Source organism: Galbibacter sp. BG1, from assembly GCF_013391805.1.
Lineage (GTDB): Bacteria > Bacteroidota > Bacteroidia > Flavobacteriales > Flavobacteriaceae > Galbibacter.
This window is the reverse complement of the sequence record NZ_CP058364.1, coordinates 2,219,930-2,232,500: the sequence shown is the minus strand read 5'-3', so window position 1 is coordinate 2,232,500 and position 12,571 is coordinate 2,219,930. Positions and strand designations below refer to the sequence as shown.

General features: G+C 37.6%; 10 protein-coding genes (1 of these 10 only partly in view). 8 read left to right on the top strand and 2 right to left on the bottom strand.

The features are described 5' to 3' along the window. The 4 genes from purD to HX109_RS09850 all read left to right on the top strand — a co-directional run. Window positions 1–505: the end of a phosphoribosylamine--glycine ligase gene (gene purD, locus HX109_RS09865; RefSeq protein ID WP_178951541.1), read on the top strand. The gene continues 767 nt to the left of window position 1, outside the view; 505 of the gene's 1,272 nt are visible here — the last part of the coding sequence; its start codon lies beyond the left edge, outside the window; the stop codon is at window positions 503–505. Window positions 506–589: 84 nt separating this feature from the next. Further along, a complete protein-coding gene (locus HX109_RS09860) occupies window positions 590–1,846 on the top strand; it encodes an asparagine synthetase B (RefSeq protein ID WP_178951540.1) in 1,257 nt (418 codons plus the stop codon). A gap of 329 nt (window positions 1,847–2,175) precedes the next feature. Next, window positions 2,176–5,676 carry a glycoside hydrolase family 9 protein gene (locus HX109_RS09855; protein WP_178951538.1) on the top strand — a complete coding sequence of 1,167 codons (3,501 nt, stop codon included), beginning with the start codon at window positions 2,176–2,178 and terminating at the stop codon, window positions 5,674–5,676. A gap of 121 nt (window positions 5,677–5,797) precedes the next feature. After that, window positions 5,798–6,220 carry a secondary thiamine-phosphate synthase enzyme YjbQ gene (locus tag HX109_RS09850; protein WP_178951536.1) on the top strand — a complete coding sequence of 141 codons (423 nt, stop codon included), beginning with the start codon at window positions 5,798–5,800 and terminating at the stop codon, window positions 6,218–6,220. On the opposite strand, the gene HX109_RS09845 is transcribed toward HX109_RS09850, so the two are convergent. Then, on the bottom strand, window positions 6,217–7,026 hold the full coding sequence (locus HX109_RS09845) for an HAD family hydrolase (protein ID WP_178951534.1): 810 nt from the start codon (window positions 7,024–7,026) through the stop codon (window positions 6,217–6,219). The genes HX109_RS09850 and HX109_RS09845 overlap by 4 nt on opposite strands. Before the next feature lie 502 nt (window positions 7,027–7,528). Between HX109_RS09845 and htpG the strand changes: the two genes are divergently transcribed. The 3 genes from htpG (at window position 7,529) to HX109_RS09830 (ending at window position 10,934) form a co-directional block, all read left to right on the top strand. After that, window positions 7,529–9,412 (top strand): molecular chaperone HtpG, encoded by a 1,884-nt coding sequence (gene htpG / locus HX109_RS09840; RefSeq protein ID WP_178951532.1) that lies wholly within the window; start codon window positions 7,529–7,531, stop codon window positions 9,410–9,412. Between the two features lie 113 nt (window positions 9,413–9,525). Further along, window positions 9,526–10,320, top strand: a complete 795-nt coding sequence (locus tag HX109_RS09835) for a DUF6503 family protein (protein ID WP_178951530.1) — start codon at window positions 9,526–9,528, stop codon at window positions 10,318–10,320. A gap of 5 nt (window positions 10,321–10,325) precedes the next feature. Continuing rightward, the gene (locus HX109_RS09830) at window positions 10,326–10,934 is read left to right on the top strand and encodes a YdeI/OmpD-associated family protein (protein WP_178951528.1); all 609 of its coding nucleotides are present in this window, start codon (window positions 10,326–10,328) and stop codon (window positions 10,932–10,934) included. A 396-nt stretch (window positions 10,935–11,330) separates the two neighbouring features. Here the strand turns inward: HX109_RS09830 and HX109_RS09825 are convergent, their stop codons facing one another. Further along, entirely contained in the window at window positions 11,331–11,867 is a 537-nt protein-coding gene (locus HX109_RS09825) for a DUF4494 domain-containing protein (RefSeq protein ID WP_178951527.1), read from the bottom strand. A 284-nt stretch (window positions 11,868–12,151) separates the two neighbouring features. On the opposite strand from HX109_RS09825, the gene HX109_RS09820 reads away from it, so the two are divergent. After that, a complete protein-coding gene (locus tag HX109_RS09820) occupies window positions 12,152–12,547 on the top strand; it encodes a hypothetical protein (protein ID WP_178951526.1) in 396 nt (131 codons plus the stop codon). The last annotated feature ends 24 nt before the right edge of the window (window positions 12,548–12,571 follow it).

Sequence of the window (12,571 nt, the reverse complement as noted above, 5' to 3'; positions counted from 1 at the left end):
AAAACCCACCATTGAAGGTTTTCAAAAAGATGATATTACCTATAAAGGTTTTGTTTTTATCGGACTCATAAAAGTTGACAACGAGCCGTATGTTATAGAATACAATGTTCGCATGGGCGATCCAGAAACAGAAGTTGTTATTCCTAGAATAAAGAACGATTTGGTAACCATGCTAGAAGCTGTTGCCAATGGAAACCTCAACACCATCGAGCTTGAATTGGATGAAAGAACGGCCACTACCGTAGTTGCAGTTTCTGGAGGTTATCCTGAAGCTTACGAAAAAGGAAAAGAGGTCCAGGGGATTGAAAATGTAGAAAATTCCATTGTCTTCCATGCCGGTACGCAGTTAAAAGACAATAAAGTATTATCGTCAGGCGGTCGTGTTTTGGCCGTAACTTCTTATGGAAACAATTTTTCCGAGGCTTTAGAGACTTCCTATGGTAGTTTGGAAACTATCAAATTTGATAAAATGTATTACCGAAAAGACTTAGGTTTCGATTTATAATTGTATTTTTCAGTTGAATATGATTATGGCCCTATGAAACTGAAAAACACTAAACATATATATAATGAGGAGTATCGCAATAAAATGTGGATACTCCTTTTTTTATTCTTGTTCAACATACAGCTAGGTTTTGCTTCCTATATTTTAATCCCCATGGATGCAGAAACCCAGAAAGACCATTTAAAGGCCTACGGAATAACTTACTGGGTACTAAGTAAAAATGAAAAGGTTAAATGGTTGCTCAACTACCGTGGCGGATCTTTTTTAATGCCAGATGCCGAGGAAATAAGAAAAGAATGCCAAATTCGTGGAGTCTCTTTTGAAGTTTTATCAGATTCTAAAACAGAAGAAATCCTAACGGACATAAGCAGTCCTTCGAAAAACCAAGAAGCGGTGATCTTGGAAAAAGCACCAAAAATGGCTGTGTATTCCCCAAAAGGAAATCAACCTTGGGACGATGCTGTTACCATGGTTTTAACATATGCTGAAATACCATACGACGTTATTTACGATACCGAAGTCCTAGAAGAAAAATTGTTGCTTTACGATTGGTTGCATTTGCACCATGAAGATTTTACAGGGCAATATGGAAAATTTTATGGGGCATACCGCGCCACTCCTTGGTACATTAACGATAAAAAAGAAGCTGAAGCGCTGGCAGCCGAACTTGGCTACGACAAAGTCTCCCAAGAAAAACTAGCTGTAGCCCTTAAAATTAGGGACTATGTAATTGGCGGCGGATTTATGTTTGCCATGTGCTCTGCAACCGACAGTTTTGATATTGCACTGTCTGCCGAAGGAGTGGATATTTGCGAACCCATGTTCGATGGAGACCCCTCCACTCCCAACTACCAAAATAAAATAGACTTTTCTAAAACCTTTGCCTTTAAAGATTTTATTTTGGAGCGTAACCCCATGGAATATGAGTTTTCTTCCATAGACATGACCTCGAAAAGAAAAACGGTAAGGAAGGAAACAGATTATTTTACGCTCATGGATTTTTCTGCAAAGTGGGATCCTATACCAACCATGCTTTGCCAAAACCACACCTCTTTAGTAAAAGGTTTTATGGGCCAAACCACTGCTTACGACCCAAACACTATACGGCCGACAGTTTTAACCTTGGCGGAAAATAAAGTGAATGGGGAAGCACGCTACATACATGGAATCAAAGGGAAAGGCTTCTTTACCTTCTATGGAGGTCACGACCCAGAAGATTACCAACACCGCGTTGGCGACCCAAAAACCGAACTGGAGCTGCACCCGAATTCTCCGGGTTACCGACTTATTTTGAACAACGTTCTTTTCCCTGCTGCCAAAAAGAAAAGGCAAAAGACCTAATAAAATATTTTCTATATTTTCTACTATTAATTTCAATACACTGAAATACAACCACATACACCAACTTCTAGTCATTAATACTATTTTATCAATCTATTATCATATTGATAATTAAGTGCTTAAAAATCGATAAAGTGTTACTTTTTTAGGTCAAAAATTATTAACTATATAATTCTCAATAGATATTGAAGGAAATTTTATATAGCTAGCACTTCTTATTTATTGATTTCAAAAATCATTGGGTACCTGTGAATTTTTGAGGTTTTGTATGACGATACAACCATAATAAACTACCCATAATCATTAACTAATAACTTAAATTATTCAAAATGAAAAAAATTACTTTCAATTTCAAAAGTTTATTGGGATTGGCACTGCTGTGGTGCATCCCGCTGCTTACCTTCGGGCAAGCCATTAATACAAAGAAGAACTATATTCGAGTGGATCAATTTGGTTACTTTGAAGATGCTACTAAAATTGCCATAATTGCCAAGGCAGTAAACGGCTTTAACTCTGGTGCTGGAATAAACCTCGATGTTAATGTAAATGTTAAGCTTAAAAAAGCAAGTGACAATAATACAGTATACCAAGCAAAAGCTACTGTATGGAACGGCGGAAATACTCATGGACTTTCTGGAGATAAAGGTTGGTGGTTTAATTTTTCCTCCTATAAAACACCTGGTGACTATTATATTCAGGTAACAGAAACCGGCGGAAATACGGTTAACTCAAATACCTTTAAAATAAGCAACAATGTTTACGATGATGTTTTACGTGCCGCTGTGGAGATGTTCTATTACCAAAGGGTGAGCATTGAAAAAACAGCAGCTTATGGGTCTGGGGCAAACTGGACCGATGGCGCATGGTATACTAAGGCAAACCAAGATAACAACGCTAAATACCTCTACAGCTCGGAGCGTAGAAATGTAAGTAAAGGTTGGATTGATGCGGGTGACCCCAATAAATACATAACTTTTGCCTTGGAGCCAGTGCATAATTTACTAACTACCTACGAGCAACACCCTGATTTTTGGGATGATTTTACCTTACGTATTCCAGAAAACAACAACGATCTTCCAGATATTTTAGATGAAATTAAATGGGAAATCGATTGGATTAAAAATATGCAGCGCACTGATGGGAGTGTCCATAGTAAGGCCGGTATCAAAGAAGATTTTAATTACATCTCACCTCCAAGTACCGATACTAGAGAGCGTTACTACGCCCAAACCTGTCCGGTGGCATCGGTAGCTGCGGCTGGAATGATGGCACATGCTGCGCTGGCACTTCAAGATTTCCCATCCCAATCTTCGTATGTAAGCGATTTAGTAAGCAGATCGGAAAGTGCTTGGAATCATTATGAGAATTCCCCAGACAAAGACGCTGTTTGCGACAACGGGGAAATCGAAGCGGGAGATGCCGATGGTTCTGGAAACCATTATTTGGTAGAAAACGTAGCGGAAGCCGTTTGTGCTGCAGTATATCTATATGCATTAACCGGAAAATCCAAATACAATAATTTTGTAAAAAACAACTACTCCCAAGCTAGAGCCTTTGTTTCTGGAGACTGGGGAATCTACAGATCCAACCAAAGTGAAGCGATTCTTTTTTATACCACGCTGCCTAATGCAGACAACGCCACCAAAACAGCAATCTTAAATAAAAAGAACGCGAAGAAAACAGAGTCTCCAGGCCTATACACCATTAATGAAAATTCAGACTTTTACCGTATCAATCCGTTTTACCTCAACTGGGGAAGTAATAGCCTTATTGCCAGACAAGGAACTGATACGTATGACTTTATTAACTATAATATCGATCCATCTGAGCATGACAACTACAAAAAAGCTACAGATGGAATCCTACATTATTTCCATGGTGTTAATCCGCTTGGGCTATGCTACCTTACCAATATGTACAATTACGGGGCAGAACTTTGTGTAGACCAGTTATGGCATACTTGGTTTTTTGTTGACGACAAATACGATGGCGCACCAAACCCCTCGCAAGGAATTGTAGGGCCAGCACCTGGTTTTATGACCGGAGGAGCCAATCCACAAGCGCCGGGTGGTACCATTATAACCCTAAACGGAGTTCGCTACAGCAGCGCAACCTTGGGAAATCAACCAGGTTTAAAAGCCTTTGCTGACGAAAACAAATACATACAAGGAACCAATCAAGGTCCATTTGCCTTGGTAGAACCTGCCATTTATTACCAAAGTGGATATATTAAATTTCTTGCCAATTACGTAGCTACCGTTGGAGGAGGTTCCAATCCGCCAGGAAATGGCAATACAAGTGGAGACTTTGAAATTGAAAACGTTTTTCAAGTTGCCAACGAAGCTGGCACCAACAATACTGTAGGGCCAGATACTTATAACCCTAATGCAAGTGCGGGAGTTCATGTGCGTTTGTTTGATACCAACGACGAGTTATCATTTCCCTTTTCGGTAAGCGAAGCTGGAGATTATAAAATCGATATTCGTTTGCGTGTGGGAGAAGCTTCCGGTACCACCTCAAATTTAGCAGGGCAATACGAAATAAAGGTAAACAATTCCGTATCCAACTTTTCTTTGGACAATAGTTCCATTTCGGCATTAGACCTAGACACTTACTGGGGTAACCTAACCAATACGGTGAATTTAAATGCTGGTACACACACCATTAATATACGTGCAAAGGCCAATTGGTTAAAAGCAGATAAGTTTGCCTATGCCAAACAGGCAAATAACCTTCCAGATCCAGAGCCTACTTCTCCAGTATTTTATATTAAAAACAAACAAACTGGGAAATACTTGAAACCTTCTGGAACTTCCGTGGGTTCTAAAATTCAAGTTGCCGCAAATGACAATTCAAACCTTTTTAAATGGGAAAAAATAACCACTTCCAATGGATATTTTTATCTGAAAAATATTCAAACAGGACAGTATTTTAGACCCATTAACTCTGATGATGGTTCGCTTATGGAGACCCAAAACACAAGTTCCAGTGGCAATAGAACACAATGGATAGAGGTTTTATCTTCAGACAATTCTACCTTTCATTTTAAAAACCGGGAAACCCAAAAATACATCCGGCCACAAAATAGCAATACAGTTTCTGATGTGGAACAAAGGCCAACTTCCTACGATGGGACATGGACACGCTGGTCTTACGAACCCGCTACCGTTTCTACCAGCGGAGATATTGTAATTCGTGCGGCTGGTGACTGTGGAATAGAAGATATGGAGCTTCAAGTGGATGGGCAAGTAGTAAAATCTTGGAAAGATATTTCTACAAGTCTTACCAACTATACCTACAGCGGTTTTAGTGGTGGCGATGTTACAGTTCATTTTACCAATAACGACAATCCCGAAACAGGCTGTAGCGATAAAAACTTGACGGTAGATTGGATTGAAATTTGCGGAAATAGATTGCAAACAGAGACCGAAGCTACCGAAAATTCTACCTGCTGTAAAGATGCAAAAGAGAAGCTCTTTACCAATGGATATTTTGACTTTGGTTCGCGTTCTTGTACTCCATCAAGTGCTAAAACTTCGACCCCAAATACATTGGCATCTCCCCTGCTTGCAGAAGAGGAAGAAGAAACTATTGTAGAAGGGATTTCCATGTACCCAAATCCGGTTAAAGATGGAATTTTAAACATTTCTTCTGAAGACAATTTAAATATAAGCATTTACGACCTCGGTGGAAGACCGATGTTGTCTATGGAGAATTTAAGCGGATCGCAGGGCATTAATATTTCTAAGTTACATCCTGGAATATACATAGTAACTCTTGCTTCCCAAAAAACAGGAGAAAAATATACAAGGAAAATTTTAGTTGAGTAATAGTTAGCTTTGTTAAGATTGGGGCTGCCTACTTTAGGCAGCCTTTTTTATTTAGGCAGGTTTTCAGATTAAACACAATAGAATACTTGTTTTTTTATAGTACGTATCCCAAATTTGTAAAATGAAATTCTACCAAACAGAAATACGGCTAAAATCACAACGAAGAGGTTTCCATCTAATTACCGAAGAGGTGCTACAAGCCCTCCCAGAAATAAAGCACATTAATATTGGGCAGCTTCAGGTTTTTATAAAACACACTTCGGCAAGTTTAACCATTAATGAAAATGCAGATCCATCCGTTAGGACAGATTTTGAAAGCCATATTAACAAAATGGTACCCGAAAATGCACCTTATTATATCCACACCTATGAAGGCCCAGATGATATGCCTGCGCACATTAAAGCATCGCTTATGGGAGCATCGGTGCAAATACCCATCTCCAATGGGCGTTTAAATTTGGGAGTTTGGCAGGGAATTTATCTCTGTGAACATCGGGACCGCGGAGGGTCCAGATCGGTAGTAATCACTGCCTTCGGAAATTAAGCTTCTTTTGCGGTAATGAGTTGATCTAAAATATATTCAACTCCATTTTCGTCGTTGCTCTTCGTTTGGTATTTTGCTGTTTTAAGCACATTGGGATGGGCGTTTTTCATGGCATAACTAAAATCTGCCAATTCCAACATTTCCAAATCGTTGTTATAATCGCCAAACACCATGGTTTCTTCTTTGGTAACCCCTAACTTGTCTTGAAGCATTTTTAGGGCGAATCCCTTATTGGCATTCGGGTGGGATAAATCCAACCAGTTTTTACCAGACACTTTTACTTGCAACGAATCTTCCAAGTGCTTTACAGATGGATAGATATAATCTTCTGAACTTTCAAAATGGTATACTGCTATTTTTACAAGTTCGTCTGTATTTACCTTCATTAAGTCATCTACGATTTCATAAGCCGCATAAAATTCATGGAAGAAATCTATAAAACCTTCATCTTTGGTTTCAATGTAAGAAGAAGTTTTTCCGCATAGAACTACAAAAACATCATCGATCCCTCTCAAAAGCTCAATAAGTTCCGTTGTTCTTTCTTCCGGTAGATTTGTCACCAACAATTCTTCCTTCCCTTGCTTGGCAATACCTCCATTCTCTGCTATCACCGTGATATCATCGGCTATCAATTTTAGCTTATCGATAATACTATCGTACTGCCTTCCACTAGCCGCCGCAAAATGAATATTGTTTTGCTGTAATTTTTTAAATAACTCAAAAAAATTAGCGCTTACCTCACCTTTGCTGTTAAGCAAGGTCCCATCCATATCGGTAACAACTAATTTCACTTTTGATAAATCCATTTTATTAATTTAATAAGCCGCAAATTTAACATATATAAATCAACTAGAAGTTAATTGTATGTTAGGATGCTTATTTGGGTAAAGACATGAACCCTTAATTACAAGAATATACTTCTAAAAATTTTTGTTGAATAACCTTAGATATCAACTTAAACATAAATCGAATTCCGAAGTAAGGTATTTACTATAAAGTAAGAAAAGCGCACAACAGACGTTATGCGCTTCTCCAAACAACCTAACCAATAAATAAACAAATTTCATATGGAAATTGTAATGCTCTTTTTCATAGCGGTTTTCCCATACTAATTTAGCACAAGATACTAAATGTTTAATCATTTTACCAAATAGTTAAACAGAATATTGTGTTAAATTATTGTAAACTGCTATGTTACGCAATAAAAACCGGTTAAAGTGCAAATTCTGTCATCTTGTCACTGGTTTTACTATGGTATTTTTTTTGACTATTGAAAAGCTAAAATCATACTATTAAAATTCTATACATATGACAACCGGAAATATTAATGTATCTGTTGAGAATATCTTTCCGCTGATAAAAAAGTTTCTTTATAGCGATCATGAGATTTTTCTTAGAGAGCTTATCTCCAATGCCACCGACGCCACTTTAAAGCTAAAACACTTAACCAATATTGGTGAAGCACCTGGGGTGGATTTCGGGAATCCTGTTATCGAAGTAAAAGTAGATAAAGAAGTAAAGAAACTTCACATTATCGATCAAGGTATTGGGATGACTGCCGATGAAGTGCAGAAATACATAAACGAAGTTGCCTTTTCTGGGGCAGAAGAGTTCTTGGAAAAATACAAGGATTCTGCTAAGGATAGCGGTATTATAGGTCATTTCGGACTTGGTTTTTACTCTGCTTTTATGGTTGCCCACAAAGTAGAGATTATTACGAAGTCCTACAAAGATGCACCAGCAGCTCATTGGACGTGTGATGGTTCTCCAAAATATTCTTTGGAAGAAGCTGATAAAAAAGAACACGGTACCGAGATCATTCTTCACATTAATGAAGATTCTGAAGAGTTTTTGGAAGAAGGAAGAATTAATGAATTATTGACCAAGTACAATAAATTCATGCCAATCCCAATTAAATTTGGTACTCGCGAAGAAACCAAACAAGTGGGCGAAGGTGACGACGCCAAAGAAGAAAAGTACACTGTAGATAACATTGTAAACAATCCAGATCCCGCTTGGACAAAGCAACCTGCAGACCTTAAAGAAGAAGATTACAAAAACTTCTACCGCGAGTTGTACCCAATGCAGTTTGAAGAACCACTTTTCCATATTCATTTAAATGTAGATTATCCGTTTAACCTTACGGGAATTTTGTATTTCCCTAAGCTTTCGAATGATCTTACCATGCAAAAAGATAAAATTCAGCTTTATCAAAATCAGGTTTTTGTAACGGATAATGTAGAAGGGATTGTTCCAGAATTCTTGACTATGCTGAAGGGAGTTATAGATTCTCCAGACATTCCATTAAACGTATCCCGTTCTTACCTTCAGGCCGATGGAAATGTAAAGAAAATTTCTAGCTATATTACCCGAAAAGTGGCCGACAAACTAAAATCACTCTTCAATGAAAACAGAGAAGATTTTGAGAAAAAATGGAACGATATAAAAATCGTTATTGAATATGGAATGCTTTCTGAAGACAAATTCTTCGATAAAGCAGACAAATTTGCATTGTATCCAACCGTAGATGGAACTTATTATACTTTTGAAGAACTTCAGGAGAAAATAAAAGAAAACCAAACGGATAAAGACAACAAACTCGTTGTTCTTTATGCCAGCGATAAAGATGCACAGCATACATACATCAACGAAGCTAAAGAACGTGGTTATGAAGTGCTATTGCTAGATTCCCCAATTGTTTCCCACCTTATTCAAAAGCTGGAAACCTCAAAGGAAAACATTTCTTTTGTTCGCGTAGATGCCGACTCTATCGATAACCTCATCAAAAAAGATGAAGAGAAAATCTCTAAGCTTTCCGATGAAGAAAAAGATAAACTTAAGGGTGTTCTAGAAGAAGTAGTTCCTAAAGATAAGTTTACGGTTCAGCTTGAATCTTTAGACAGTAAGGCCTCTCCTTTTACCATTACCCAACCAGAATTTATGCGTCGTATGAAAGAAATGAGCGCTACTGGCGGTGGAGGTATGTTTGGTATGGGCAACATGCCCGAGATGTACAATTTGATAGTAAACACCAATCATGAATTGGTAAATAACATTTTAACTACCAAAACAAAAGCAAAACAAGAGCGTTTGGTAAAGCAGTCTTTAGATTTAGCACGCTTATCCCAAGGTTTATTGAAAGGGGAAGAACTTACCAATTTTGTAAAACGTAGTTACGATATGATAAAGTAAGTTGCTGTCTAAATTAATAATCTTAAGACTGCCTGAATTTAAAATTGTTCGGGCAGTCTTATTTTTTTGTTATCTTTTAAAACCTATTTCGTCTCACTAATAAAATTCTAAATATGCGCACTATCATAAAATTACTTTTTTTAAGCACCATTATTTTAACGGCTTGCAAAAACAAAGAAGAAAAAGCGGCCACCAAAGACGCTACCAAATCTACTTCGCCCTTTGTAGAAAGTGTTGAGAAAGCCCATAATAAAAAGGCGTTTTTGTCTAAAAACTATATTCAGTTCGATATCGATATCGAATTTGGAGGAAAACCACGTTTGGCAGGGACACTTACCATGAATACCAATTCCAGTGAAATAAGAATAGACAAAAAAGATGGCACTACCCTATTCTACGACGGAAAAAACGTATTGCTTTCTCCAGCAAGTACCGATGAGAAAGGCGCTCGATTCGATATGTTCACTTGGGCCTATTTCTTTGCCCTACCCTATAAATTAAACGATCCTGGAGCGCAAATAGAACAACTTAAAGATCATGAATTGGACAGTATACCTTTCGATACTGCAAAACTTACCTTCGCTAAAAACACAGGGGATGCTCCAGACGACTGGTACGTGCTCTACGCAGATAAAAACACAGGATTAATGGAAGCTGCAGGGTATATTGTAACTTTTGGAAAAAGTTTGGAAAAAGCAGAAGCAAATCCGCATGCCATAGCATATCACAAATATGAAAAGGAACAAAATATCCCGATTGCTACCCAATGGACATTTCATAACTGGACACAGCAAACCGGACTTGGAGACACCATAGGGAAAGGAACTTTGAGCAATATTAAGTTTGTACACAAAACCAGCAATTTCTTTAAGGCTCCCGAAGATAGCAAACCAATAACCATGGACTAAAAACAATGAGGCCAGAAAAATCAATCGAAGTTCGATCTGCCAAAGAATTAAGGGATTGGCTCACCGCAAACCACGATTTGAAAGACAGCTTTTGGCTGATTACCTATAAGAAACAGTCTAACTTTCCTTATTTATCTTATAATGACATTGTAGATGAGCTAATTTGTTTTGGCTGGGTAGATAGCATGCCCAAAAAACTGGATGTGCAACGTACCATGAGACGTATTTCCCCCAAGGCTTCTGAAAGTAACTGGTCTGGAGTAAACAAAAGAAGGGTTAAGAAACTTACAGCTTCTGGAAAAATGATGCCACCTGGCATAGCTAAAGTTAAAATTGCCAAAGAAAATGGCTCCTGGAACTTTCTGGATGAAGTGGAGCAACTTATAATTCCATACGACCTTGAGGCCGCTTTAAATTCGCAGCCACAGGCGTACTATTTTTTCAACCGTTTCCCAAAATCTTCTAAGCGCAATATTTTGGAATGGATTAAATCGGCTAAAAAAGAAACTACACGTTGTAAACGTATTTCTGAAACTGCTTTGAAAGCCTCCAAAAACCTCAAAGCAAATCACCCATCTGGAAGGGACGCGGGTCCTTCTTACAGTAATGCCTAGGTTTTGACATACTTTTTTTAAACCTTATCCGGTAAAAAATAATGTCAGTGTCCTCAGCATCAATAATTTAACGGGTTTGTCATCAAAATCGTAACTTTAATTGCAAGTACCTTTATTATTTTATTGAAAATGAAAGACTTCTTTAAGGACATTTTTGAATACCATCATTATTTCAATCAGAAAATTGCAGATGAAATTTTAGCACACTCCAGCATTTTACCTTACCGTACCAAGGAATTATTTTCCCGCTGTATGAACGCTCACCAAATAAAAATCCCTTAACTGCTATAGAAAAATTGGAGGAAGTTGTTTTTGTAATGAAGAATGGTAAAATCCATAAAAAGCAAGGTAAACATCAGGAGTTTTTTTATTAACCGCTGATGTTTAACAAATTCATTAAATCGTTTCCTCGGAGAACTCTTTTTCTTCAGCCTCTAAATCTTCGAGAGTGGATTCTTTTATTTTATTGAATTTTTCCACGTTTTCCAATTCCTCTTCATCACCAGAGAAATAAGGGAACACATCCATAATAGGAGATTCGGTAATCGTTGGGATGGTATAATCTCCCATGGTATCCTTCATAACACTTACCGTGTTATCGTAAGCTTCTTTAACATCGTTGGCCTGCACCAAAAGATACATATTTGTTTTCCGCTCCTTGCCACTTTCTTCATCGTAAGCGACCAAAGCTACTTTCGATTTAAACCAGCGATCAGAATTTTCAAACGGATGAATCTCTGCGTAATTGGCTACCTTGATATTGGTTATTTTAAACTCTTCACTTATGTAAGCCGACATCTCTTCGTTTATTCTCGACTCTGCTTCTGTATAAGAAACGGCATCCACTAAATAAGGTTCAGTAACCACTTTTTGTGCGCCTGTTTCCACTACTTTTCTATACTTTACTTTGCATTCGTACCACGTTGCACTCATAATTATCTTTTTTTAAGGGAGCCAAATATAACCGTTGACAAAAGATCTCAGTTGTCAATTTCGAAATAGATATTCACAATTTTTGTTGCTCTTTTACAGGTTGCTGATTTTAAATGTTTTGAAGGAATAGCTTCTCCATTTACATTCAGATACTTTCATATTCAAGATGAAAGCGGATCCAATATTTTTTTATAACTTGTAATAGCCATCTATACCTGTTTAAAACACTTACGAACCAATAATGCCTGGCGTTAGGCCTTGAAAACAAATTTATACTGAAACGAATGAAAACTTTATTCGAAAAATTAAAATTAGAGCACCAAAAAGAAATTTTAATCCTTAATGAACCCGAGGGTTTTGCGGAGGAATTGGAGGCTTTGGTCGATATCGATATTTATCAATCGCTTATACAGGTAAACAAAATGGAGTTTGCCCTGCTTTTTGTTTCTACCGTAAAGGAATTAGAGGATCAGTTTCATTCCTTGCATCCAAAATTAAAAGACGATGTAGTACTCTGGGTGGCACATCCACGTAAAAAATCAGAAAAATTAATTACCGATATTACCGATGAATACACTTGGGAACCTCTGGCAAAACATCGGTATGAGAAAGTGAAGAATATTAAGATTAATCCCGACTGGGAAGCAGTTCGCTTCCGTAGGGTAGAGTATATTAAGTAAACAACTAATCGCTTATACTAATTG